This is a genomic window from Pseudomonas sp. BIGb0164 (genome assembly GCF_024810135.1).
GTDB lineage: Bacteria > Pseudomonadota > Gammaproteobacteria > Pseudomonadales > Pseudomonadaceae > Aquipseudomonas.
Genome location: NZ_JANUEA010000011.1, coordinates 198,738 through 224,409, shown reverse-complemented (window position 1 = coordinate 224,409; position 25,672 = coordinate 198,738). Strand labels below are relative to the sequence as shown.

Annotated in this window: 21 protein-coding genes; 7 read left to right on the top strand and 14 right to left on the bottom strand. The window is 60.9% G+C overall.

What is annotated here, in order from left to right:
* Positions 1-147: 147 nt before the first annotated feature.
* Positions 148-1,812, bottom strand: coding sequence for an energy-dependent translational throttle protein EttA (ettA, locus tag M2394_RS26680; RefSeq protein ID WP_178919511.1), 1,665 nt, complete (start codon positions 1,810-1,812; stop codon positions 148-150).
* A 284-nt stretch (positions 1,813-2,096) separates the two neighbouring features.
* Between ettA and M2394_RS26675 the strand changes: the two genes are divergently transcribed.
* The gene (locus M2394_RS26675; protein ID WP_178919510.1) at positions 2,097-5,948 is read left to right on the top strand and encodes a bifunctional diguanylate cyclase/phosphodiesterase; all 3,852 of its coding nucleotides are present in this window, start codon (positions 2,097-2,099) and stop codon (positions 5,946-5,948) included.
* A gap of 240 nt (positions 5,949-6,188) precedes the next feature.
* On the top strand, positions 6,189-7,442 hold the full coding sequence (gene glyA, locus M2394_RS26670) for a serine hydroxymethyltransferase (protein WP_058427701.1): 1,254 nt from the start codon (positions 6,189-6,191) through the stop codon (positions 7,440-7,442).
* A gap of 56 nt (positions 7,443-7,498) precedes the next feature.
* Here the strand turns inward: glyA and M2394_RS26665 are convergent, their stop codons facing one another.
* The 5 genes from M2394_RS26665 to M2394_RS26645 form a co-directional block, all read right to left on the bottom strand.
* Positions 7,499-8,239: a hypothetical protein gene (locus M2394_RS26665; protein ID WP_259175147.1), complete on the bottom strand. Its 741-nt coding sequence runs from the start codon at positions 8,237-8,239 to the stop codon at positions 7,499-7,501.
* Positions 8,240-8,349: 110 nt separating this feature from the next.
* The gene (locus tag M2394_RS26660) at positions 8,350-9,006 is read right to left on the bottom strand and encodes a YopT-type cysteine protease domain-containing protein (protein ID WP_256732816.1); all 657 of its coding nucleotides are present in this window, start codon (positions 9,004-9,006) and stop codon (positions 8,350-8,352) included.
* Positions 9,007-9,107: 101 nt separating this feature from the next.
* On the bottom strand, positions 9,108-10,070 hold the full coding sequence (yjiA, locus tag M2394_RS26655; RefSeq protein WP_259175145.1) for a GTPase: 963 nt from the start codon (positions 10,068-10,070) through the stop codon (positions 9,108-9,110).
* 156 nt (positions 10,071-10,226) lie between these two features.
* A complete protein-coding gene (locus M2394_RS26650) occupies positions 10,227-10,424 on the bottom strand; it encodes a YbdD/YjiX family protein (RefSeq protein WP_003194308.1) in 198 nt (65 codons plus the stop codon).
* A 15-nt stretch (positions 10,425-10,439) separates the two neighbouring features.
* Positions 10,440-12,506, bottom strand: a complete 2,067-nt coding sequence (locus M2394_RS26645; RefSeq protein WP_178919504.1) for a carbon starvation CstA family protein — start codon at positions 12,504-12,506, stop codon at positions 10,440-10,442.
* A gap of 175 nt (positions 12,507-12,681) precedes the next feature.
* Here M2394_RS26645 and M2394_RS26640 point away from each other — a divergent pair, with 175 nt between their 5' ends.
* Entirely contained in the window at positions 12,682-13,050 is a 369-nt protein-coding gene (locus tag M2394_RS26640; RefSeq protein ID WP_178919502.1) for a PilZ domain-containing protein, read from the top strand.
* 3 nt (positions 13,051-13,053) lie between these two features.
* On the opposite strand, the gene M2394_RS26635 is transcribed toward M2394_RS26640, so the two are convergent.
* From M2394_RS26635 to katB, 4 genes are all read right to left on the bottom strand, one after another.
* Positions 13,054-13,779, bottom strand: coding sequence for a hypothetical protein (locus M2394_RS26635; protein WP_259175144.1), 726 nt, complete (start codon positions 13,777-13,779; stop codon positions 13,054-13,056).
* A gap of 16 nt (positions 13,780-13,795) precedes the next feature.
* The gene (radA, locus tag M2394_RS26630; RefSeq protein WP_259175143.1) at positions 13,796-15,163 is read right to left on the bottom strand and encodes a DNA repair protein RadA; all 1,368 of its coding nucleotides are present in this window, start codon (positions 15,161-15,163) and stop codon (positions 13,796-13,798) included.
* A gap of 35 nt (positions 15,164-15,198) precedes the next feature.
* Positions 15,199-15,738, bottom strand: coding sequence for an ankyrin repeat domain-containing protein (locus tag M2394_RS26625; protein WP_178919498.1), 540 nt, complete (start codon positions 15,736-15,738; stop codon positions 15,199-15,201).
* 122 nt (positions 15,739-15,860) lie between these two features.
* Entirely contained in the window at positions 15,861-17,402 is a 1,542-nt protein-coding gene (gene katB / locus M2394_RS26620) for a catalase KatB (RefSeq protein WP_259175142.1), read from the bottom strand.
* A 287-nt stretch (positions 17,403-17,689) separates the two neighbouring features.
* On the opposite strand from katB, the gene mscL reads away from it, so the two are divergent.
* The gene (gene mscL, locus M2394_RS26615; RefSeq protein WP_178919494.1) at positions 17,690-18,109 is read left to right on the top strand and encodes a large-conductance mechanosensitive channel protein MscL; all 420 of its coding nucleotides are present in this window, start codon (positions 17,690-17,692) and stop codon (positions 18,107-18,109) included.
* A gap of 44 nt (positions 18,110-18,153) precedes the next feature.
* On the opposite strand, the gene M2394_RS26610 is transcribed toward mscL, so the two are convergent.
* Complete coding sequence (locus M2394_RS26610) at positions 18,154-18,930, bottom strand: ferredoxin--NADP reductase (RefSeq protein WP_259175141.1); 777 nt, start codon at positions 18,928-18,930, stop codon at positions 18,154-18,156.
* A gap of 444 nt (positions 18,931-19,374) precedes the next feature.
* Here M2394_RS26610 and M2394_RS26605 point away from each other — a divergent pair, with 444 nt between their 5' ends.
* Together M2394_RS26605 and M2394_RS26600 are read left to right on the top strand one after the other, a co-directional pair.
* Positions 19,375-20,085, top strand: coding sequence for a LuxR family transcriptional regulator (locus M2394_RS26605; protein ID WP_259175140.1), 711 nt, complete (start codon positions 19,375-19,377; stop codon positions 20,083-20,085).
* Between the two features lie 171 nt (positions 20,086-20,256).
* Positions 20,257-21,381 carry a class I SAM-dependent methyltransferase gene (locus tag M2394_RS26600; RefSeq protein WP_259175139.1) on the top strand — a complete coding sequence of 375 codons (1,125 nt, stop codon included), beginning with the start codon at positions 20,257-20,259 and terminating at the stop codon, positions 21,379-21,381.
* Positions 21,382-21,446: 65 nt separating this feature from the next.
* On the opposite strand, the gene M2394_RS26595 is transcribed toward M2394_RS26600, so the two are convergent.
* From M2394_RS26595 to M2394_RS26585, 3 genes are read right to left on the bottom strand one after another with little or no spacing between them, the layout of a single operon-like run.
* Positions 21,447-21,614: a DUF2474 domain-containing protein gene (locus tag M2394_RS26595; RefSeq protein ID WP_176998468.1), complete on the bottom strand. Its 168-nt coding sequence runs from the start codon at positions 21,612-21,614 to the stop codon at positions 21,447-21,449.
* Positions 21,615-21,626: 12 nt separating this feature from the next.
* Positions 21,627-22,634 (bottom strand): cytochrome d ubiquinol oxidase subunit II, encoded by a 1,008-nt coding sequence (gene cydB / locus M2394_RS26590; protein ID WP_176998469.1) that lies wholly within the window; start codon positions 22,632-22,634, stop codon positions 21,627-21,629.
* Position 22,635: 1 nt separating this feature from the next.
* On the bottom strand, positions 22,636-24,075 hold the full coding sequence (locus M2394_RS26585; RefSeq protein ID WP_178919486.1) for a cytochrome ubiquinol oxidase subunit I: 1,440 nt from the start codon (positions 24,073-24,075) through the stop codon (positions 22,636-22,638).
* Positions 24,076-24,393: 318 nt separating this feature from the next.
* Between M2394_RS26585 and M2394_RS26580 the strand changes: the two genes are divergently transcribed.
* The gene (locus M2394_RS26580) at positions 24,394-25,632 is read left to right on the top strand and encodes an MFS transporter (protein WP_178919484.1); all 1,239 of its coding nucleotides are present in this window, start codon (positions 24,394-24,396) and stop codon (positions 25,630-25,632) included.
* The last annotated feature ends 40 nt before the right edge of the window (positions 25,633-25,672 follow it).

Below are 25,672 nucleotides of genomic sequence, written 5' to 3'. Positions count from 1 at the left end.
GCTCCCACATTTGATCGATTTCTACTGTTGGAATGCGGCCGAATGTGGGAGCTGGCTTGCCTGCGATAAACCCACCTCGGTCCACCTGAAAAAATGCAAAAAAAAACGGAGCCCGAAGGCTCCGCTTTTTCAAACCACAGACCCGAATCAGGCCAGTTTCTTGTGACGCACACGGTGCGGCTGGGCAGCGGCTTCGCCCAGGCGCTTCTTGCGATCGGCTTCGTACTCGGTGTAGTTGCCTTCGAAGAACACCGCTTGGGAATCGTCTTCGTACGCCAGGATGTGGGTCGCGACGCGGTCAAGGAACCAGCGATCGTGAGAGATCACAATGGCGGCGCCCGGGAAGTCCAGCAGGGCTTCTTCCAGGGAACGCAGGGTTTCAACGTCAAGGTCGTTGGACGGTTCGTCGAGCAGCAACACGTTGCCGCCTTCTTTCAGGGTCAGGGCCAGGTGCAAGCGACCGCGCTCACCACCGGACAGGTCCTTGACGAACTTCTGCTGGTCGCCGCCCTTGAAGTTGAAGCGACCCACGTAGGTGCGCGACGGGATTTCATAGTTGCCGATGCGGATCTGGTCGGAGCCGTCGGAAATCTGCTGGAACACCGTCTTGCTGCCGTCCAGGTCCTCGCGGCTCTGATCAACGCAAGCAAGCTGCACGGTTTCGCCGACTTCGATGGTGCCCGAATCCGGGGTTTCCTTGCCCATCAGCATGCGGAACAGTGTGGATTTACCCGCACCGTTACCACCGATAACGCCGACGATCGCGCCTTTTGGCATGGAGAACGACAGGTTGTCGATCAGCACGCGGTCGCCATAGCCCTTGGTGACGTTCTTGAATTCGATGACCTTGTCACCCAGGCGCGGACCGGCCGGAATGTAGATCTCGTTGGTTTCCGAACGCTTCTGGAATTCCTGGGACTGCATTTCTTCAAAGCGCTGCAGACGCGCCTTGGATTTGGACTGGCGGGCCTTGGCGCCTTTGCGCACCCACTCCAGTTCTTCCTTCATGGCCTTTTCGTGAGCAGATTGCTGCTTGGACTCCTGGGCCAGACGGTCGGACTTGGCTTCCAACCAGCCGGAGTAGTTGCCCTCGTAAGGGATACCGGCGCCGCGGTCGAGCTCGAGGATCCAGCCGGCGACGTTGTCCAGGAAGTAACGGTCGTGCGTGATCGCAACCACGGTGCCCGGGAAATCGTGAAGGAAATGTTCCAGCCAGGCGACGGAATCGGCGTCCAAGTGGTTGGTCGGTTCGTCGAGCAGCAGCATGTCGGGCGCCGACAGCAGCAGGCGGCACAGAGCCACACGGCGCTTCTCACCACCGGACAGGTGTTCGACCTTGGCATCCCACGCCGGCAGGCGCAGCGCGTCGGCGGCGACTTCCAGCTGGCGCTCCAGGTTGTGACCGTCGCCGGCCTGCAGGATGGCTTCCAGCTTGGCCTGTTCGGCGGCCAGCTTGTCGAAGTCGGCATCCGGCTCGGCGTAGGCGGCATAGACCTCGTCCAAGCGCGCCTGGGCGTCCTTGATCACGCTGACGGCCTCTTCGACCACTTCACGCACAGTCTTGGACGGGTCCAGCTGCGGCTCCTGCGGCAGGTAGCCGATGTTCAGGTCCGGCATCGGGCGGGCTTCGCCTTCGAACTCGGTGTCGACACCCGCCATGATTTTCAGCAGCGTGGACTTACCCGAACCGTTGAGGCCGAGTACGCCGATCTTGGCGCCCGGGAAGAAGGACAGCGAAATGTTTTTCAGGATTTCCCGCTTCGGCGGAACAACTTTTCCCAGCCGATGCATGGTGAAGACGTATTGAGCCATGGTAAACCTAGCGTCAGTGACTGATGAATTGAGCGAGCGGAGCCCGTGCAGGCCATGCGCCGCGCGGGCCGTTGACGGTGATCAATGCCTGCGTGCGGAAAAAGCCTGAATGTCTGGGGCTGGAACGCCCCGCGTAACCGGCAAAGCTACCTGAATGCGCTTGGTCAGTCCAGCCAGGCAAGGGCTGGCACTTTGCCACAAGTCAAGGCATGCTAGCCGCCCTCCGGGCGTCCGGCTTATAGTGCACGTCGCGCGCCAGTCCAGCCAAACCGCAGGATCACAGCTTGTCCAAAGTCACGCCGCCAACTCCCCTGCGCGCCGCTCATATAGCGCCGGGAGCGCCCCTGCACGGCACCCTCAAAGGCGCATTGGCGACGCTTGTCCTCATGTTGCTCGCACTGTTGTTCTGGCAACTGCTGGACCAGTTGCAGCAAAACCAGAAAAACCAGCAGCAATACACCATCGACTACAGCGCCGACCTGGCTGAACAGATCAGCCTGAACATGGCCCTGAGCGCAAAGATCGCGCTGAACCTGCTCCCGATGGTCGAGCCGCCGCGCAACGATGAACAGCAACAGGCCCTGATGCGCACCCTGCAACGCTCGTTGCCGGAGCTGCGCAGCGTCGCCCTGCTGGCCCCCAGCGGTGCGATGATCAGCGACAGCGCCAAGGACAGCCAGGACGGCGCCTGGCTGGAAGAGTTGGTGCAACGCAGCCACTCCCAGCCTTATTACCTGAGCAACAACAACGACGGCACCATCATCTATCTGCTGCTGCACCAACCCAGCGGCGGTTCGCGGATGTACTGGGCGCTGCGCCTGGCACCCAGTTACCTGACCAACCTCACCCGCCAGGACGGCCAGGGTCAGCGCCCGGTGTGGGCCATCGAGAACCGCGTGAACCATCGCGTGGTCGCCCGTGACAGCGGCATGCCGGCGCAATGGGCCTCCGCCCTCACCCCGGACGAATTGAACAAGAGCGTGCTGGTCACCCCCCTGAGCAAAAGCGATTGGCAACTGCGCGGCCTGTTCGACCGCACGGCGGTGCTTGAGCAACTGCTGCCAGCGTTTATTGGCAAATGCCTGCTGGGCCTGGCGTTCTCCCTGATCCCGGTGATCGTGCTGCTGAACATGCGCCGCCGCCAGCGCCAGGTGCATGAAGGCCGGCGGCGCTACCAGGATATTTTCGAAGGCACCGGCGTGGCCCTGTGCGTGCTCGACCTGTCGGGGCTCAATGCGTTCTTCGACAGGGCGCAGTTGCACAGCCGCGAGCAATTGCACGACTGGCTGCAGGACAACCCCGCCGAGCGCCAGCAACTGCTCAAGGAACTGCGCATCACCGAGGTCAACCAGGTGGCGGTGCGCCTGCTCAACGTAGGCTCGTGCGAAGAGGCGTGGGAGCGCCTGATCGACGATTGCCCGCGCAACGCCACGGCCATCGGCTACCAGGTGCTCGAGGCGGTGCTGACCCAGCAGAAGCAGTTGGAACTGGAAATCCAGCTCAACGATGTCGCCGGCAACGAACAGTACCTGTGGCTGGTGATGCGCCTGCCGGAGCAGCAGGATGACTTCAAGGCGGTGATCCTCAGCATCAGCGACATCACCAGCCGCAAGCTGATCGAGCTGTCGCTGGTGGAGCGCGAGAGCTTCTGGTCGGACGTGGTGCGCACCGTGCCTGACCACCTGTATGTGCAGGACGTGATCAGCCAGCGCATGATTTTCAGCAACCACCACCTGGGCCACACCCTCGGCTACAACAAGGCCGAACTGCAGCAAATGGGCGAGTACTTCTGGGAGATCCTGCTGCACCCCGAAGACGCCGAGCATTACCACGACCTGCGCCAGCAGCAGCGCCAGGCCGGCTACAGCACCCAATTGCAATGCCAGTTGCGCTTTCGCCACCGCAACAACCAGTGGCGTCGCTTCGAGATCCGCGAACAGGCCCTGGCCCGGGACAAGACCGCCGTGGTCACGCGGATCATCGGCGTGGCCAAGGACGTGACCGACCAGATCGAAGCCAGCGAATCCCTGCGTGACAGCGAACAGCGCTACCGTATGCTGGCCGAAAGCATCAGCGACGTGATCTGCTCCACGGACAGCCAGTTGGCCCTCAACTACATCAGCCCGTCGGTCAGTGCGGTGCTGGGTTATGACGTGGACTGGGTGTTCAAGAACGGCTGGCAGTCGATCATCGCCAACCCGCAGCAACTGAGCGGCATTTATAGCCTGGTGGAGCGGGTCAGCCGCGCACTGGGCGATACCGCAGCGCTGAACCAGCTGCGCGACGAAGTGCAAACCCAACTGTTCCTGTTCGACTGCCTGCGCGCCGATGGCCGCAAGGTGCCGATCGAACTGCGCCTGGTGCTGGTGTGGGACGAGCACGGTGCATTTGAAGGCATCCTCGGCGTCGGCCGCGACATCAGCCAACAACGCCGCGCCGAGAAAGACCTGCGCATGGCGGCCACAGTATTCGAGCACTCCACCTCGGCGATCCTGATCACCGACCCGGCCGGCTATATCGTGCAGGCCAACGAAGCGTTCAGCCGGGTCAGCGGGTATGCGGTGAGCGATGTGCTCGACCAGTTGCCCAACATGCTCACCGTCGACGAGCAACAGGAAGCCCACCTGCGTTATGTGCTCAAACAGTTGCACCAGCACAGCACCTGGGAAGGCGAAGTGTGGCTCAAGCGCCGCAACGGTGAGCACTACCCGGCCTGGGTCGGCATTACCGCCGTGTTCGACGATGAAGGCGACCTGGCCAGCTATGTGTGTTTCTTCAGCGATATCAGCGAGCGCAAGGCCAGCGAGCAGCGCATCCACCGCCTGGCCTACTACGACGCCCTGACCCACCTGCCCAACCGCACGCTGTTCCAGGACCGCCTGCACACCGCGCTGCAATCGGCCGAGCGGCAAAAGTCGTGGGTGGTGCTGATGTTCCTCGACCTCGACCGCTTCAAGCCGATCAACGACTCCCTGGGCCACGCCGCCGGCGACCGCATGCTCAAGGAAATGGCCACCCGCCTGTTGGGCTGCGTGGCCGAAGACGACACCGTGGCGCGCATGGGCGGCGACGAGTTCACCCTGCTCCTGCAACCGCGGGTCAGCCGCGAAATGGCGCTGAACCGGGCGATCCACGTGGCCGAGCAGATCCTGGCCAGCCTGGTGAAGCCCTTCGTGCTCGAAGGCCGTGAGTTCTTTGTGACGGCCAGTATCGGCATCGCCTTGAGCCCCCAGGACGGCAACGAGCTCAGCCAACTGATGAAAAACGCCGACACGGCGATGTATCACGCCAAGGAACGCGGCAAGAACAACTTCCAGTTCTACCAGGCCGACATGAACGCCAGCGCCCTGGAGCGCCTGGAGCTGGAAAGCGACCTGCGCCACGCCCTGGACCAGAACGAATTCGTGCTCTATTACCAACCGCAGTTCAGCGGCGACGGCAAACGCCTGACCGGCGCCGAAGCCTTGCTGCGCTGGCGCCACCCGCGTCGCGGCCTGGTGCCGCCAGGGGACTTCATCCCGGTGCTGGAAGAGTTGGGGCTGGTGGTGGACGTGGGCGACTGGGTGCTCAGCGAAGCCTGCCGCCAGCTCAAGACCTGGCACCAGAACAAGGTGCGCGTGCCGAAAGTGTCGGTGAACATCTCCGCGCGGCAGTTTTCGGACGGCCAGTTGGGTGAGCGCATTGCCACCATCCTCAAGGACACCGGCCTGCCACCGGCGTGCCTGGAGCTGGAGCTGACCGAAAGTATCCTGATGCGTGAAGTCAACGAAGCGATGCAGATCCTCGACAGCCTGAAAAACCTGGGCCTGAGCATCGCGGTCGACGACTTCGGCACCGGTTATTCGTCGCTCAACTACCTCAAGCAATTCCCCATCGACGTGCTGAAGATCGACCGCACCTTCGTCGACGGCCTGCCGTCCGGCGAGCAGGACGCGCAGATCGCCCGCGCCATTATCGCCATGGCCCACAGCCTCAACCTAGCGGTGATCGCCGAAGGTGTGGAAACCCACGAACAACTCGACTTCCTGCGTGAGCATGGGTGCGATGAGGTTCAGGGCTACCTGTTCGGGCGGCCGATGCCGGCGAATCGGTTCGAGGCGCAGTTCAGCAATGATGCGCTGTTCATGTTCGATTGAGACTGTGTAGTGAGGCCACTGGCCTCTTCGCGAGCAAGCCCGCTCCCACACTCGACCGCATTTCAAAGATGGAACTCGGTCAAGTGTGGGAGCGGGCTTGCTCGCGAAGGGGCCCTCACAGGCACCACTCATCCCTAAGTGAACCCCACTTGTCCGCGACATGATGTCCTTTCATATGCCATCTAAAACCCATTGGGTTAGAATGCCCTCCTTTTCTGCCCCCGATCCTTGAGGACCGCCATGTTCAGCCGTGATTTGACTATTGCCAAGTACGACGCCGATCTCTTTGCCGCCATGGAGCAAGAAGCCGTGCGCCAGGAAGAGCACATTGAGCTGATCGCTTCGGAAAACTACACCAGCCCAGCGGTGATGGAGGCTCAAGGTTCGGTCTTGACCAACAAGTACGCCGAAGGTTACCCAGGCAAGCGCTACTACGGCGGTTGCGAGTACGTCGACGTGGTTGAGCAACTGGCCATCGACCGCGCCAAAGAGCTGTTCGGCGCCGACTACGCCAACGTCCAGCCGCACGCCGGTTCCCAAGCCAACAGCGCCGTGTACCTGGCCCTGCTGCAAGGCGGCGACACCATCCTGGGCATGAGCCTGGCCCACGGTGGTCACCTGACCCACGGCGCCAGCGTTTCCTCCTCCGGCAAGCTGTACAACGCCGTCCAGTACGGTATCGATGCCAACGGCCTGATCGACTACGACGAAGTCGAGCGCCTGGCGGTCGAGCACAAGCCAAAAATGATCGTGGCCGGTTTCTCTGCCTACTCGCAGATCCTGGACTTCCCACGCTTCCGCGCTATCGCTGACAAAGTCGGCGCCTACCTGTTCGTCGACATGGCTCACGTAGCCGGCCTGGTGGCTGCGGGCGTCTACCCGAACCCGGTGCCTTTCGCTGACGTCGTGACCACCACCACCCACAAGACCCTGCGCGGTCCACGTGGCGGCCTGATCCTGGCTCGCGCCAACGCCGACATCGAGAAGAAGCTGAACTCTGCCGTATTCCCAGGCGCCCAAGGTGGCCCGCTGGAGCATGTGATCGCTGCTAAAGCGATCTGCTTCAAGGAAGCGCTGCAGCCTGAGTTCAAGACCTACCAGCAACAAGTGGTCAAGAACGCCCAGGCCATGGCCAGCGTGTTCATCGAGCGCGGCTTTGACGTAGTGTCTGGCGGTACCGAGAACCACCTGTTCCTGCTGTCGCTGATCAAGCAGGACATCTCCGGTAAAGATGCTGACGCTGCCCTGGGCAAAGCCTTCATCACCGTGAACAAGAACTCCGTGCCAAACGACCCACGTTCCCCGTTCGTCACCTCCGGCCTGCGCTTCGGCACCCCGGCTGTGACCACTCGTGGCTTCAAGGAAGCAGAGTGCAAGGAACTGGCCGGCTGGATCTGCGACATCCTGGCAGACCTGAACAACGAAGCCGTGATCGACGCGGTCCGTGAGAAGGTCAAGGCCATCTGCAAAAAGCTGCCGGTCTACGGCGCCTGATTGCAGTCGCTTGAAAAAAAGCGCTGACGGCAACGTCGGCGCTTTTTTTTGCCCGTTTAAAAGCTGCCCGAAGGTGGCAGCGCACCGCCTATCTCACGGTAGAAGTTGCTCACACCGCTATCAAAAGACTTGCCCGACAGGTGGGCGGCAAAGGTTTCCGCCACGAACTCCAGCGGGTTGGTCATGGCGTACATGCTCACCGCCGTACCGTTGTTGGCCGCCTTGAGCGTGATCGACGGGTCTTGCGCACCGAGCTTGAAGGTCCAGAACGTCTCGGGCTGATTCATCTCGTGAAGGATATGGCCGATTTCGTGGATCACCACGGTCGCGGCATGCCCATGCATCTTCGGGTCGCCGAACCAACGCTGGGTGCCGTCGTACACCTGGTCGGCGACGCCCCTTCCCGGGTCCTTGCCCAAGCCACCTTCAATGCCGTTGAGCTGGATCTGCGGGTTGTGCTGCCCGGTCTTGGGGCCCATGAAGACGGTGTATTCGGGGCCGCCGCGCAGGTTACCCATGCAGGCAATGCACGGCACGCCCTCGGTGGCCGAGCAGAGGAAGGTGATCGGCGGCAGGCTGAAGCCCTTGGCCGCCAGCACTTGCAGGGCCTTGTCGATGGCGGTGCGTTTCAACTGGGCGAGCGGGTCACCGTTTTCGCTGCCGATGCTCATCATCGCCGCGCCAGGCCCGGTATAGGCCTGGTAGGTGAAGGTCATCATGCCGGTCTTGGCCCGGTAGGTCTGGGCCAGTTTGCCGTCACTCTTTCTGCCCGCTTGGATCTGTGCTGCCGTGGCCATGGGGTCGATCTCCGACGTCTGAACGTGCCTGTTGAAATAACAGTCGGTGATCGCGGTTTATTCCGACGGCCTGGGCTTCGGCTTGATGAGCAGGCCAACAGGGTGCCCGACTACAGGCGTCCCAGCTGAATCAGGTACAGCTTGTCGAATTGAAGGTCGGCCTTGACGCCTTTCATCGACACGTAATGCCGGTAGTGGTTATACAGCTGCTTGAAAAAGGCCAGCTTGCCCTTCGACCCGATACGGTACTCGCCCGAGTTGGGGTCGAAAAAACTCATCCCGCTGCCGTCGGCGTACAAGGCAAAAGCGTGGGACGTGACGCCCTCGGTAAAGGTGCATTCCCACAGGTAATAGCCCGGCAGTGTCTCGTCGAGATGACTGGCCAATACCTCCAAGCCCGTCAGCCCGCTCGCTTCGATGGCCGAACGGCTCGACATGCCGCAGATATTGGGCGCTGCCGCGACAATTCGTTCGATGCCACGGGCGGACCTGTAGTAGCAGCGATTGAAGGAGCTGCAATCCACATCGACCTTGTACAGCGTGTCTTCCTGCCCCAGGTACTGTATGCGCCGCTGCGGCGTCTCCGACGGTTGCTGCAGCCTGCGCCGCAACCACGCAAACGCCAGCCCGATGCAGGCGCCGTTCTGCACGCCGGGCATCTCCTTGATCGCGGCGTTATTACTCAATGCCGAGCGCTGTTTGAACTTGGCGACCCGGTGCACTTTCATGCCGATCGGGGTTTTCCAGGAAACATAATTAGCCGGCATTGGCACTGCCCCCAATGCCTGCGTTGATCCGTGCCACTTTCACCATGGGTCTGCCTCTGCGATCTCACCTGCCTGATGAGATAACAGCTCGCGTGGGCAGTTTATTCCGGCTGGTACAGCTGCTGGAAACCTTGGCGGATCTTGTCTTCGGGCAGTTCATCGGCAATGAATACGATCACGCTTTCACGCGCTTCGTCCTCGGCCCACTCGGTGTCCCAATCGAAACCGTAGAGCTTGAGCACGCCCTGGAACACCAGTCGCCGGTCTTCCCCAACGATGTTCAGCACGCCCTTGTAGCGCAGCAGTTGCTTGCCATGGTCTTCCAGCAACGCGTTCATGAACTCGCTGAGGCGGTCGATATCCAGCGGCTGGTCAGTGCGCAGCACCAGGCTGGAGATGCGGTCGATGGACGGCGCAGCACTCACCGGGCGCAGGCTCATGCCGGCGTTGAGGTTGAAGCCGCGCACATCGAGCAGCTCGGCCAGGTCGATGTTGCCGTGGTCGACCACACGAATCGGCGCACGGCGGTTGATACGGGTGAGACGCTGGCTGAGGGCGTCGAAGGTGGCTTCGTCTACCAGGTCACGTTTGCTCACCAGCAGGCGGTCGGCAAAGCCGATCTGGGCCTGGGCGATGGTCTGGGTCAGATGATGCTCGGCGTGAGCCGCGTCCACCAGGGTGATGATGCCGTCGAGGATGTAGCGCTCGCGCAGCTCTTCATCGATGAAAAAGGTCTGGGCCACGGGCGCTGGGTCGGCCAGGCCGGTGCACTCGATCACCAGGCGGTCGAAGGCGATTTCGCCGCTGTCCAGGCGTTCGAGCAGCAGGTACAGGGCTTTGGTCAGGTCGGTGTGGATGGTGCAGCACACGCAGCCGTTGGACAGGGTCATGACTTGCACCGGCTCGGCGCCCAATAGCTGGGTGTCGATACCGGCGTCACTGAATTCGTTTTCGATCACGGCGATTTTCAAACCGTGCTCGGCCTTGAGCAGGTGGCGCAGCAAGGTGGTCTTGCCGGCGCCGAGAAAGCCGCTGAGGACTGTGACGGGGATGGGAGAGGACAAAAGCAGTTCTCCTTATAACTGAAGGAACACAAAACAAATGTGGGAGCGGGCTTGCTCGCGAAGGCGGTTTATCAGTCAGCACATACATCAACTGACAGACCGCCTTCGCGAGCAAGCCCGCTCCCACAGTGGATCACCGCCAGCCCGAATACCGGGTCAGCAGCACTTGGGCCCACCCTTGCCACCGTAACGGGCTTCCTGGCGTTCCCGGAAGAACGCCTTGTAGTCCATCACCGGTTTGTCCGGGTGTTTGGTTTGCATATGCTCGACGTACGTGTCGTAGTCGGGCATGCCGACCATCAGGCGCGCGGCCTGACCGAGGTATTTACCGAGGCGACTGATGTCATTGAACATGGTTGCAATCCTCGATCATGCGTCCGGTACGGCCTGGAACGGGGCTTCTTTATCCGTACGTTCCTTGTTGCCCCAGGCGGCGACACCGACCTTGAGCGCATAGAACAGGATGCTGAAGACCACGAACAGGAACAGCGCCGTCAGCGTTGCGTTGGTGTAGGCGTTCCAGATCACGTGCTGCATCTGGTCGATGCTCTTCGCCGGGGCGAGGATCTGACCATTGGCCAATGCATCACTGTACTTCTTCGCCAGCGACAGGAAGCCGATCGCCGGGTTGGCGTCGAACAGCTTGATGAAGCCCGCGGTGGTGGTGCAGATCAGCAGCCACACGGCCGGCAGCATGGTCACCCAGATGTAGCGCTGGCGTTTCATTTTGATCAGCACAACGGTGGCAAGCATCAGCGCGATACCGGCCAGCATCTGGTTGGAGATACCGAACAGCGGCCACAAGGTGTTGATGCCACCCAGTGGGTCGATCACGCCTTGGTACAGCAGGTAACCCCACATCGCCACGCAGCCTGCGGTCGCGATCAGGTTGGCGGTCCAGGACTCGGTACGTTTGAGCGCCGGAACGAAGGAACCCAGCAAGTCTTGCAGCATGAAACGACCGGCACGGGTACCCGCATCCACTGCCGTGAGGATGAACAGCGCCTCGAACAGGATCGCAAAGTGGTACCAGAACGCCATGGTGTTCTCACCCGGCAACACGCTGTGCAGGATCTGCGCGATCCCCACTGCCAAGGTCGGCGCACCACCGGCACGGGCCAGGATCGTGGTTTCTCCGATGTCATGGGCGACCGCAGTCAAGGCTTCCGGGGTAATTGCGAAGCCCCAGCTGCTGACAGTTTGCGCCACAGCCACCACATCGCTACCCACCACGGCAGCCGGGCTGTTCATGGCGAAGTACACGCCAGGCTCGATCACCGATGCGGCAACCATCGCCATGATGGCCACGAACGACTCCATCAACATGCCGCCGTAACCGATGTAGCGCGCGTTGGTTTCGTTATCCAGCAACTTGGGCGTGGTGCCCGAGGAGATCAGCGCGTGGAAACCCGAGACCGCGCCACAGGCAATGGTGATGAACAGGAACGGGAACAGGCCGCCCTTCCACACCGGGCCGGTGCCGTCGATGAATTGGGTCAGGGCCGGCATTTTCAGCTCTGGCATGGTGACCAGGATGCCGATCGCCAGGGCGATGATGGTGCCGATTTTGAGGAAGGTGGAGAGGTAGTCACGCGGTGCCAGGATCAGCCACACCGGCAGTACCGCAGCGACGAAACCGTAGCCGATCAGCATCCAGGTGATCTGGATGCCCGTGAAGGTGAAGGCCTTGGCCCAGACCGGGTCGGCGGCAATCTGCCCGCCCAGCCAGATGGAACCCAGCAGCAACAGCACGCCGATGATCGAGATCTCGCCGATGCGGCCCGGACGGACGTAACGCATGTACACGCCCATGAACATCGCGATCGGGATGGTAGCCATCACGGTGAAGATGCCCCATGGGCTCTCGGCCAGGGCCTTGACCACGATCAGCGCCAGCACCGCGAGGATGATGATCATGATCAGGAAGCAGCCGAACAGCGCGATGGTCCCCGGGATACGCCCCATTTCTTCGCGGACCATATCCCCCAGGGAACGGCCGTTGCGACGAGTGGACAGGAACAAGACCATGAAGTCCTGCACCGCACCGGCCAGCACCACGCCGGCAATCAGCCAGAGCGTGCCGGGCAGGTAGCCCATTTGCGCCGCCAGCACCGGGCCGACCAGCGGGCCTGCACCGGCAATCGCCGCAAAGTGGTGACCGAAAAGGATGTGTTTGTTGGTCGGCACATAGTCCAGACCGTCATTGTTGAGCACTGCGGGGGTGGCCCGCCGTGGATCGAGTTGCATCACGTTATTCGCGATGAACAGGCTGTAGTAGCGGTATGCAACCAGGTAGATGGCCACCGCAGCGACCACAATCCACAAGGCGTTGATCGCCTCGCCGCGGCGCAAGGCCACTACGCCCAGGGCGCACGCTCCTACGATTGCCAGCACCAGCCAGGGTAGGTGGCGTAGCAGGCTATTATTATTTTTCATTTTTATATTCCAGCCAGGGTGGACAGAAAGGACAGCCATCCCGAGTTTAGCGCTGTTGGCTTCAAAGACCACCCCCCTACGTTGGTCTAGAGCCTTGCCATCGCAAAAAAAGCAGAAATAAAAGCCGGGTGATGGCGCAAGGCTACAATCCTTCTATTCACAGAGGGTTTAACCAATGACCGAGCAACCGTCTGACCGCCGCCGTTTTCGACGTATCGCCTTTGATGCCAGGACGACCATTGCCCAGGACAGCTGGAATTCGCCGGTGCAACTGGTGGACTTGTCGCTGCACGGGTTGCTGGTGGAGCGCCCTGACGACTGGCGAGGCAATGGCAAGCGCCTATTTGACGTGGATATCCGGCTGGACCCACAGGCGCATATCAAGATGCAGGTAAAGCTGGCCCATGACGATCACGGGCAGTTGGGTTTTGTGTGCAAGGAAATTGACTTGGAATCGATCAGCCACCTGAAGCGGCTGGTCGAACTGAACCTGGGCGATGAGGATGAGCTGCACCGCGAACTGGGTGCATTGCTCGAGGTTTAGCCTTCAGGGAAACGCCGTACGCACCGGGAAGTCGCCTTCCGACTCCCAGAAGCCGGCTTTCTGAGTCGACGCAGCCTGCCACAGGCCGTCGGCAAAACGGTAGGTGGTGTAACGGGTGACAAAGTCTTCGTCGCCGTCACCGTCCATGAAGGACGACACTTGCAGCAGTTCATCCACGCCGCCAGCGGCGGGCGTCGCAGCTTGCCACGCCGCCTTGCCGGTCTGGGCCAGGGTCAGTGGCTTGACCTTGCCATCGGTGCCTTTGAAATCCATTGGTTTGAGGTGTTGTGTGGCGGGCATCAGCAGTTGCGTGGCCGGGCCGCTGTAGCTGCCCATGGGCGCGGTCTGGTCGATGGTCAAAAAATACACAGGTTGCGGCAACCCCTTGAGCGGCGCCTTTTTGAGTTCAGCCAGCGGGTAGCCGAGGTCTTCGTGGGCGATCACATCGCCGGAAGCCGACACCAGCCGCACCTGGGCTTCCAGCAGCGGGTTCTCCACCAGGTCGCCGGGCTCGTCGAAGGAGTCCTCATCGAGCCCGTTGCCCCAACTGTCCTTGTGCAGTTGAGCGCTGATGCGCTGGTCCTCCAGCACCTGCAGGACACTGCCGTCATCCGTCGCCAGCTTTTGCGCCAGGCGGTAACCCGCTGGCAGTTCAGCCCATGCCAACGCGGGCAACCCGGCCAAGGCCACAAACAGGGCGAGCGCGCCCCAGCATTTCGAACGTTGCATGGCATCCCTCCCTGGTTTATTCAAAAAGTGCATCCAACGCCTGCTCCAGGCGCGTGACAGCAATGATCTGCAAGCCCGGCGGCGACTCCTTCGGCGCGTTGCCCTTGGGCACGATCGCGCGTTTGAAGCCGTGCTTGGCCGCTTCCTTCAGGCGCTCCTGGCCACTGGGCACCGGGCGCACTTCGCCCGACAGGCCCACCTCACCAAACACCAGCAGGTCGTGAGGCAACGGCCGGTTGCGCAGACTGGACATGACCGCCGCCATCAACGCCAGGTCGGATGCGGTCTCCAGCACCTTGACCCCGCCGACCACGTTAAGGAACACGTCCTGATCGTGGGTCGGAATGCCGCCGTGACGGTGCAACACCGCGAGCAGCATGGCCAGGCGATTCTGATCCAGGCCCAACGTCACGCGGCGTGGGTTGGCCAAGTGGCTGTCATCGACCAGGGCTTGCACCTCCACCAGCATTGGCCGGGTGCCTTCCCACGTCGCCATCACCACACTGCCCGGGACTTCTTCCTGAGCACGAGTGAGAAAAATCGCCGACGGGTTGGAGACTTCTTTCAAGCCCCGGTCGGTCATGGCAAACACGCCCAACTCGTTCACTGCACCGAAACGGTTCTTCACCGCGCGCAACAGGCGCAGGCGGCCATCGGACTCGCCTTCGAAATACAGCACGGTGTCGACCATATGCTCCAGCACCCGTGGCCCGGCCAGCGCACCCTCTTTGGTCACATGGCCCACCAGAAAGATCGCCGTGCCACTCTGCTTGGCATAGCGCACCAGCAGCGCCGCACTTTCGCGCACCTGGGACACGCCGCCCGGCGCCGATTGCAGTTGTTCGGTGAAAATCGTCTGAATCGAGTCGATCACCATCACCTTGGGCTTTTCGATGCGCGCCGTGGCGATGATGCTTTCAATGCAGGTTTCGGTCATGACCCGCAGCTGTTCCTGGGGCAGGCCCAGGCGCCGGGCGCGCATGGCCACTTGTTGCTGGGATTCCTCACCGGTGACGTACAGCGCCGGCATGCGGCTGGCGATGCTGCACAGGGTCTGCAGCAGGATGGTCGACTTGCCGATGCCCGGGTCGCCGCCGATCAACACCACCGAGCCGTCCACCAGGCCGCCGCCGAGCACTCGGTCCAGCTCACCGGAAGCGGTGGAGAAGCGCGGGATTTCTTCGACGCTGACTTCGGCCAGGGTCTTGATCTGCGCCTGCTGCCCGGTCCAACCGGCACGGCCGGTGGGGGCCGCGGCGCCACCGCTTTCGATCATGGTTTCAGTCAGGGTGTTCCACGCACCGCACTCGGTGCACTGGCCGGCCCACTTGGGAAAGGTCGCGCCGCACTCCGTGCAGCCGTACATGCGCTTGGCCTTTGCCATTTGAGAACCTCCAACCGAAAAACCGCGATGATAGCTCAGCGCGGCGCCGGGGTCCGGATTTCACCACTGGCCAATCGTGAAGCACTGTTGCCGATCGGGTCTTCGGCATTCAGGTCGGCGCCCTTGGCCTTGAGGGCATCGAGCAGCTCGACCCGCTTGAACAGCCCGGCGTACATGGCGGCGGTCTGCCCGGCACCGTTGCGCTGGTCGGGGTTGCAGTCGGTGGCCAGCAGGCGCTGGGCGATTTTCAGCTCACCCTTGAAGATCGCGCCCATCAGCGCGGTGTTGCCGCGCTTGTCCTGCACACAGGCGTCGGCGCCGGCGCTGAGCAAGCGCTCCACGAACGGACCCTGGCCGTGGTAGGCGGCGAGGATCAGCGCGGTGTAGCCCTTGTCGTCTTGGGTGTTGAGGCTGTAGCCGGACTCGATAAAGGTGTTGAGCATGTCGAGGTCGCCACGGCGGGCGGCGTCGAAGTAATAATCCTGCAGTTGTGCCTTGAGCTTCGCAGGGTCGGCAGGCTCGGCCCATGCGCCGAACGCCAGGCAAGCCAGCACGGCGCCCATCAAGATTCGCATCACACATCCTCCGTAAAACACGCCCTTTGTAGGAGCCGGCTTGCCGGCGATGAGGCCCTTGAAGATTACATATATTTCAACGGCGCCATCGCCGGCAAGCCGGCTCCTACAGGGGTGTGGGGTTAGTCGGTGAGTTTTTCGGCCAGCGCCTTCACGCGTGCCAGGTCGCCCTTGGCCACTTTGGTCACACCGGTGCCGTATTCCGGGTCCGCCTTGTAGAGGAACGACAGGATGATGTGCTTGCTCTCGTCATCGGTGCTGGCCAACGAGCCGCCAAAGTTTTCGATCAAGTCCTGGCGCTCCTTCTTGCTGTAGCTGCGGTAAAGATCACCGGCCTGCTTGAAGTTCTGCTCACGCTGGATCTTCGCCTGCTGGGTGCTGCCCGACAGCGGCGTCTGGCTGTAGCGCGCGGTTTGCGGTTCTTCCCGCGGTTCCAGGCGACTTGGCTGGTAGTTCACGCCGCTGGTGGTCTTGCCAATGTTCATCGCGCCATCCTGGTTACCGTTGTTGACGGTCACCCGGGGAGCGTTGATCGGCAGTTGCAGGGCGTTCGGACCCAGGCGGTACATCTGGGTGTCGGCGTAGGAAAAGACCCGACCTTGCAGCAGGCGGTCTTCCGACGGCTCGATGCCCGGCACCAGGTTGGCGGGGGCCATGGCCACTTGTTCGGTTTCCTGGAACACATTCGCCGGGTTGCGGTTCAGGACCATCTGCCCCACTTTGCGCTCGGGCACATTCGGCCAGATCTTGGTGGCGTCCAAGGGGTCGAAGTCGAACTTGGCCAAGTCCTCAGGCTTGAGCACTTGCACATACAAGTCCCACTTGGGGAAGTCGCCCTTGTTGATATGGGTGACCAAGTCATGGGTCATATGGCTGTAGTCACGCCCCTGTACGTCGATGACTTGTTTGGGGTCCAGGTTCTTGATGCCTTGCAGGCTCTTCCAGTGGAACTTGACGTAGTGCACTTCACCCTTGGCGTTGATCAACTTGTAGGCATGTACGCCGTTGCCGTCCATTTCCCGGTAACTCGCTGGCGTGCCGGAGTCGGAATACAACTCGGTGAGCGTGCGAGTGGCTTCCGGAACATGGGAGAAGAAGTCGAAACGGCGCGAGTCGTCATCCAGGTTAGTGCGCGGGTCTGGCTTGAACGCATGGACCATGTCCGGGAACTTGATGGCGTCGCGGATAAAGAAGGTCGGGAAGTTGTTGCCCACCAAGTCCCAGTTACCTTCGGCGGTGTAGAACTTAGTGGCAAAGCCGCGTGGGTCACGCAAGGTTTCCGGCGAATGGTTGCCGTGGACCACCGCCGAGAAGCGCACGAACACCGGGGTGGCTTCGCCAGCGGCGAACACCTTGGCCTTGGTCAGGTCGCTGAGCGAGTCGGTGACCGTGAAGGTACCGTGAGCGCCGGTGCCACGTGCGTGCACCACACGCTCCGGGATGCGTTCGCGGTCGAAGCGCTGCAGTTTCTGGATCAGTTGCACATCTTGCAGCAGCACCGGGCCGTTGGCGCCGGCCGTTTGCGAGTTCTGGTTGTCGCCAACCGCCGCGCCGTTATCGCGGGTCAGGTTGGCGGCTTGCACAGAGAGGGACAGCAGGCTGGCGGTGGCCAAAGCCAGCGCGACTCGCGCGGATACAGGCCTGCGACTCATGGGGGTCTTCATCGAGGTTTCCTCTGGTTTTTTTAATGCACATTCAGTTGTGCTTGCCAGAGGCTAGTGACCCGAGCGCCGGAAGATAAATAGAAAAGCCGTACCAACCCGATTAATAAAATAAGATGGTAAGCCACTGAAATGGCGGCTATTTCGCGCGCGATTGGTGGCACTTTGCAAACTATTTGCGATTTAATGTGTCGATAAAAATCAACAGTGTTAACAGTTGTGACGGGCAAGCCCTCTACGACTGACTTACACTGACCTCCACCCTTCTCATCTGTAACAAGGAATAACCTATGGGCGTGATCAGTGAGTTCAAGGCCTTCGCGGTCAAAGGTAATGTGGTCGATATGGCCGTCGGTATTATCATCGGCGCCGCCTTCGGCAAAATTGTTTCCTCGTTTGTAGGCGATGTGGTGATGCCGCCACTCGGCCTGCTGATCGGGGGGGTGGACTTTGGCGATTTGGCGATAACGCTCAAGGCGGCACAAGGTGACGCTCCGGCGGTGGTACTGGCCTACGGCAAGTTCATCCAGAGCATCATTGACTTCGTGATTATTGCGTTCGCCATCTTCATGGGCGTGAAGGCGATCAACCGCCTGAAACGTGAGGAGGCCGTGGCACCCAGCCTGCCGCCGACGCCGACCAAGGAAGAAGTGTTGCTGGGCGAGATCCGCGATCTGCTCAAGGCACAGAATGACAAGCCGCGCCTGTAAAGACCGGCTTGAGAAAAAGGCGCCTGCTGGAGGCGCCTTTTTTATTACCAGTAGTTTTCCACCGCCACCTGGCCGGGGCGCCGGCTCAAACTCAGGTTCATACCGCGCTGCTTGAGCAATTGCCGTGTGTCATCGACCATCTGCGGGTTGCCGCAAATCAGCACGCGGGAATGTTCCGGGGTCAATTCGACACCGGCTGCACGCTCAAGCTCGCCATTTTCGATCAGTGTGGTGATCCGCCCATTCAAGGCGCCAGGGTGCTGCTCACGGGTGACAATCGGGATGTAGGTGAGTTTGTGCGCGTACTCAGCCAGGTATTCACGCTCGCCCAACGACTTGATCAGCGTTTGATACGCGAGCTCCTTGGCTTCCCGTGCGCTGTACACGAGGATGATGCGCTCGAATTTTTCCCAGACTTCAAAGTCCTGCAGGATCGACAGGAAGGGCGCCACCCCGGTGCCGGTGCCCAGCAGCCACAAGTCGCGCCCATCCACAAAGCGGTTCAGGGTCAGGAAACCCGTGGCCTGGCGCTCCACCATCAAGGTATCGCCCACCTGCAAGCGGCTCAGCTCGCTGGTGAATTCGCCGCCCGGAACGACGATGGAGAAGAAGTCCAGATGCTCATCAAACGGTGAAGACACCAGGGAATAAGCGCGCCACACGGTACTGCCATCGGCCTTGGTAACGCCCAGGCGTACAAACTGGCCAGCCGTGAACCGAAAGCCGGAGTCGCGGGTTGTGCGCAAGGTGAACAGACTAGGGGTCAGCGATTGCACATCGAGCAAGGTTTGGCGGGTGAATTTCTCAGCACTGGCCGTCATGGGGAACTCCGTTTTGCACAGGCCGCTAGTGTCCCTCAAAGCGGCGCCCGCAAACACCGCTGTTTTGTACTGGCATTGTGGCGTTCAGGGTTTCTCCGGCCCTTTGAGTGGATTTGCGTAACTTTTTTGGAACAGTAATAGACAAACAGTCAAAACTAATCATTTCGCTATTAGGAAGCTCGGAATAATTCGCTAAATGTTGCTGGACACTTGTTAGCTATCACTTTGGCACTAGCGGTAAACCATTAAAATAAAAGATTTTTCTCGAAGACTGAATAATTCGTACCAAAAGCAACGCGTTGTACAAGGCATAAGCCTCTAAAGCCAAGTTATCCATAACTTTTTTTTCACCAGCGTCAGTAGGCTATGTCCTACACTCAATTTCGTGCTGCTTTGGGGGATTAGGACGTACCCAAGTCACGGAGAACCTATGGAGATTTACTCATGCTTAACTGGCGCAACACACGGCTCCCCAAACTGGAAGGCGAGAGCGAGATCACCAGTGTGTTTGAAATGGTTGTCAACCACACCTACGAGCTCGGCTTCCAATTCTGCTCATTTACGATGAGTTCCCAATTACCTAAAAATCAAACTGAACCCATCCAGATAAACAATTACCCCAATGAATGGAACACGATTTATAAGCAAGCGCACTTCTATGATGTAGACCCCGTTGTAGGCCACTGTAAACGTTGCGTGCTTCCGATTGTCTGGGAGGAAAAAGCCTTCCATGCCACGCCCAACTTGTGGGACCTGGCGCAATCGTTCGGTGTGCACTTAGGCTGGAGCCAATCGGTCCACGACTTCCAGGGCGTATTCAGTATGTTGACCTTGGGGCGCGGCGAAGGTGATGTCAGCCTGGAAGAACTTTACGAAAAAGCCGGCCAGGTGTTGTGGATGTGCCACGCGATGCACGCGGTGGTCGCACAAAAATACGCAGACAAGCCCGCTCCACCGCCCACCAACAAGCTATCGCCCCGAGAAACTGAGATTCTTAAATGGTCGGCCATGGGCAAGACCGCCGGGGACATCGCGACGATTCTTTGCCTCTCGGAACGTACGGTAGGCTTTCATTTGAAAAATTCTTTCATCAAGTTAGGGGTCAATAACAAGATTGCAGCTGTGCTCACGGCCTCGAAAGCAGGCTTGTTTTGAGTGTCCTATCAATCGCCGCATGTAATTACACCGAAAAAAAAGTAACATTTGCAGCCAATTCTGAGTGTTGACGCAGTGCTTCAAGCGCCGCTTCGCAGTTCACTCCGACGGTTCCGCCAGCGCCTACGCAGCCGGCCGAACACTCATCGATGACCCAGAGCCTCCCCCGCCATGCCCCTGCTCGACAGCCCCTTCGCCCAGCTCGATCTGATTCGCCAGCCAGAGCAACACAACGACCCCTTGCAGGCCTTCGATGCGGCCGACGAGTATTTGCTCAGCTACCTGGCCGAACAGCAGCCGGCAACCACAACCCGTGTGCTGGTGCTCAACGACAGTTTTGGCGCCCTGGCCGCCAGCCTCGAGGGGCACGTGCAGGTCACCTCCAGCGGCGACTCATTCCTCGCCGCCCTGGGCCTGGAGAAAAACCTGGCACGCAACGGCAAGGCGTTTGACGCGGTCACGTTCGTCCCGGCGAGCCAGGTGCCGAGCGGACCGTTCGATCGCGTGCTGATCCGCGTCCCCAAGACCCTGGCACTGCTGGAGGAACAACTGATCCGCCTGCAAGGCCAATTGGCCCCGGGTGCCGAAGTGATCGCCGCGGGCATGGTCAAGCACCTGCCACGGGCCGCGGGTGACTTGCTGGAACGCTACATCGGCCCGATGCACGCCTCCCTGGCGGTGAAAAAGGCGCGGTTGCTGATCGCGACCCCAGCGGATCGCCCAACGGCGGTATCGCCCTACCCGACGCGTTATGCCCTGGAAGCGCCGGCCATCGAACTGCTCAACCATGCCAACGTGTTCTGCCGCGAAGGCCTGGACATCGGCACCCGTGCCTTCCTGCCCCACCTGCCAAAGAACCTGGGCAGCGCCCGCGTGGCAGACCTGGGCTGCGGCAACGGCGTATTGGCGATTGCCAGCGCCCTGCACAACCCCGACGCGCAGTACACCCTGGTGGACGAGTCTTATATGGCCGTGCAATCGGCCGCCGAGAACTGGCGTGCCGCGCTAGGCGAGCGCGAAGTGAGCGTGCGCGCCGGCGATGGCCTGGCCGGCCAGGAACCTCAATCGATGGACGTGGTGCTGTGCAATCCGCCGTTCCACCAGCAACAGGTGGTGGGTGATTTCCTCGCCTGGCGCATGTTCCAGCAAGCCCGGGAAAGTTTGGTCGTCGGTGGTGCCCTGTATATCGTCGGCAACCGCCACTTGGGTTATCACACTAAGCTGGCGCGGTTGTTCCGTGGGGTCGAGCAAGTCGCCACCACGCCGAAGTTCGTGATCCTCAAAGCGCGCAAATAAAAAAACCCTGCCTTTCTTGCGAAAGGCAGGGTTGAAAACCGGGCCGCGAAGCCCGGATCGGGATGTCAGTGGGTGGTCAGGCCGGCCGCATTCATGAACATGCGCATCAGGCTGGCCACGACAAACAGGGCCAGCACGCTGCCGGTCCAGATCATCGCCAGCCACCCCAGGCGCCGCCACAACGGCTGTTTCTCGGCCTGTTCAATCTCGTGCAACGAAGGTTTGCCCGCCATGTCGCGACCCTCCTAGTGGTAGCCGTCTTCGTGGGTGACCTTGCCGCGGAACACGTAGTAGCTCCAGAAGGTGTAGCCCAGGATGAACGGGATGATGAATAGCGTGCCCACCAGCATGAAGCCCTGGCTCTGCGGTGGCGCGGCGGCGTCCCAGATCGATACCGATGGCGGAATGATATTCGGCCACAGGCTGATCCCCAGGCCGCTGTAGCCGAGGAAGATCAGCACCAGCGTCAGCAGGAACGGCGTGTAGTGCGCATTGCGCGCCACGGCGCGGATCAACCCGTACATGGTCACCAGCACCAGGATCGGCACCGGCAGGAACCAGAACAGATTCGGCAAGGTGAACCAGCGCGAGGCGATTTCCGGGTGCGCCAGCGGCGTCCACAGGCTGACGATACCGATCACGGCCAACACCACGAAGGCCAGGGGCCGCGCCAGGTTGTGCATCTGTTCCTGCAGCTTGCCTTCGGTCTTCATGATCAGCCAGGTGCAGCCGAGCAAGGCATAGGCCACCACCAGGGCCACACCGCAGAACATCGTGAACGGCGTGAGCCAGTCCAGGGAGCCCCCGGCAAACTGGCGGTCGACCACCGGGATGCCATCGATAAAGGCGCCCAGCGCCACGCCCTGGAAGAACGTCGCCGCGAGCGAGCCGCCGATGAACGCCTTGTCCCACAGGTGACGCTTGTGGTCCTTGGCCTTGAAACGGAACTCGAAGGCCACGCCGCGAAAGATCAGCCCGATCAGCATCAAAATCAGCGGCAGGTACAGCGCCGACAACACCACCGAATAGGCCAGCGGGAACGCACCGAACAACGCCGCGCCACCGAGTACCAGCCAGGTTTCGTTACCGTCCCATACCGGGGCGACGGTGTTCATCATCACGTCACGGTCAGTCTTGCCCGGGATGAACGGAAAGAGGATACCGATGCCCAGGTCGAAGCCGTCCATGACCACGTACATCATGATGCCGAAGATGATGATCACGGCCCAGATCAGCGGAAGATCAATACCCATCTCAATGCCCCTTGTGCTGGATGTGGGTGTGGTCGTCATCGCTGTCATCGTCTGCGGCAGACAGCGGACGGGCCGGCGTGCGTTTCTGGCCGGGGCCACCGTGGGTTGGCTCTGTGCCTTCATGGGTTACAGGGCCTTTGCGCACCAGGCGCATCATGTAGCCCAGGCCTGCACCAAACAGCGCGAAATACACCACCACGAACAACACCAGGGTGATCGTCATCTGCGCCAGGCTATGCCCCGATGAAGCATCCGCCGTGCGCATCAGCCCGTAGACCACCCACGGCTGACGGCCGATTTCGGTGGTGAACCAACCGGCGAGAATCGCGATCAGGCCAGACGGGCCCATCCACAACGCCAGGTACAGGAACGGCTTGGACGTGTACATCTTGTCGCCCCGGCGCAGCCACAGGCTGAACAAACCGGTGAAGATCATCAGGAAGCCCAGGCCGACCATGACCCGGAACGACCAGAACACAATGGTGGAATTAGGACGATCCTCAGGCGGGAACTCCTTGAGCGCCGGCACCTGTTTATCCAGGGAGTGGGTCAGGATCAGGCTGCCCAGGTAGGGAATCTCCACCGCGTATTTGGTTTTTTCGGCCTTCATGTCAGGCCAGCCGAACAGGATCAGCGGCGTTGGTTCGTTACCGATGTTTTCCCAGTGGCCTTCAATCGCAGCGATTTTCGCCGGTTGGTGCTTGAGGGTATTGAGGCCGTGGAAGTCACCGATCACTGCCTGGATGGGCGCAACGATGAGCGCCATCCACATCGCCATCGAGAGCATCTTGCGGATCGCCGGGTTGTCCTTGCCGCGTAGCAAGTGCCAGGCCGCCGAAGAGCCGACAAAGAACGCGGTGGCCACGAAGGCCGCCGTGGCCATGTGCGCCAGGCGATACGGGAACGACGGGTTGAAGACCACTGCAAACCAGTCAGTCGGGATCACACGGCCATCAATGATCTCGAAGCCCTGGGGCGTCTGCATCCAGCTGTTGGACGACAGGATCCAGAACGTCGAAATGAGCGTACCGACCGCAACCATCACGGTGGAGAAGAAGTGCAGGTTGCGCCCCACCTTGTTCCAGCCGAACAGCATCACCCCAAGAAAACCGGCTTCAAGGAAGAAGGCCGTGAGCACTTCGTACGTCAACAGCGGCCCGGTGACGGCGCCGGCGAAGTCCGAGAAGCGGCTCCAGTTGGTGCCGAACTGGTAGGCCATGACCAAACCGGAGACCACGCCCATACCAAAGTTGACGGCAAAGATCTTCGACCAGAAATGGTAGAGGTCACGGTAGGTGTCGTTGTGGGTCTTGAGCCACAGGCCTTCCAGTACCGCGAGGTAACTGGCCAGGCCGATGGTGATCGCCGGGAACAGGATGTGGAAAGAGATGGTGAATGCGAATTGAATTCGGGCGAGATCTAGCGCCTCCAAACCGAACATAAGTCTTCCTCTGTCAGGTAATACCGGCTGCTGGCTGGGAGCCTGCACCCACTGCCCCCACGGATATGGAGTGTGGCGAATTCAAATTCGTTTCTTTTTTAACCAACCACGTAGGGAATCTGGCCTTGCGGCCGCCAGAGCAATCCCCGCGTGGGTTTTGATCTGGATCAAGCATTGCTGAAAGAGTAGTCCTAATTTTGACGTAGGACGGCGTGGTCTTTTGCCGCGTGACAGACTGCCTCAGCTCAGTTGCTGCAACTATCTGTTACAACTTAATGATAACCTCGGCGCTCCCTCCGGCCCTGATCTGAACCTCCGATGCCTAGTGAACCCGCGTTGCTGTTGCGTCACCACCGCCCTTTCATCGCGTTCTGGCTGGCGCGCATCTTCACCGCCAGCGGCTTCCAGATGCTCACCGTGGCCATCGGCTGGAACCTCTACCAACTGACCGGCAATGTGTTGGACCTGGGGCTGGTCGGCCTGGTGGAATTTGTGCCACGCGTGCTGTTCATGCTGCACACCGGGCATGTGGCCGACCGCTACGAGCGGCGCAAGGTGGCGGCCATCTGCCAGACCGTGCAGGCGTTGATCGCCCTGAGCCTGGCCATTGGCGGCCTGACCGGCAACGTGACCCGCGAGATGATCTTCATCCTCGCCTTCCTGCTGGGCGCCGCACGCTCCTTTGAAATGCCCACCACCCAGGCGCTGCTGCCCAGCATCGTGCCGACCGCACTGTTTCCGCGTGCGGTGGCGTCGTCGCAATCGGCCCAGCAACTGGCGACCATCGTCGCACCGGCCCTCGGCGGCCTGCTCTATGCGTTCGGCAGCGTATGGGTCTACGGCCCCACCGTGGCGCTGTACCTGATTGCCTGCGTGCTGACCCTGAACCTGCCTGCGCGCCAGACCCCGCTAAACAAAGCCAAGGCCACCCTGGACTCGCTGCTCGCCGGGATTCGCTTTATCCGCAGCCGCCCGGACATCCTCGGCGCCATCTCCCTGGACCTGTTCGCCGTGCTGCTGGGTGGCGCCACTGCGCTGCTGCCGGTGTTTGCCAAGGACATCCTGCTGACCGGCGCCTGGGGGCTGGGCCTGTTGCGCTCGGCGCCTGCGGTGGGGGCATTGTTGATGTCGCTGTGGCTGGCGCGGTTCTCGGTCGACCGCCAGGTGGGCCGTGTCATGTTCACGGCAGTGGGTGTGTTTGGCGTGGCAACCATCGCCTTCGGCCTGTCGACCTCGTTCTGGTTTTCCCTGGCCGTGCTGGTGGTACTGGGCGCAGCGGACATGATCAGCATGGTGATCCGCGCATCGTTCGTGCAATTGGAAACACCGGATGAAATGCGTGGGCGGGTCAGCGCGGTCAACGGCCTGTTTATCGGCGCATCCAACCAATTGGGCGAGTTCGAGTCGGGCATCACGGCCCACTGGTTCGGCACCGTGCCGGCTGTAGTGATGGGCGGGGTTGGGACGCTGCTGGTGACTGGGGTGTGGATCAAGCTGTTCCCGACACTGGCCAATCGCGACCGCATGCATGTGCCGAAGGGGGAGGAAAAAACTTAAACACCGTTTCACCAGCGCCATGGCTACGCCCTATATCAAA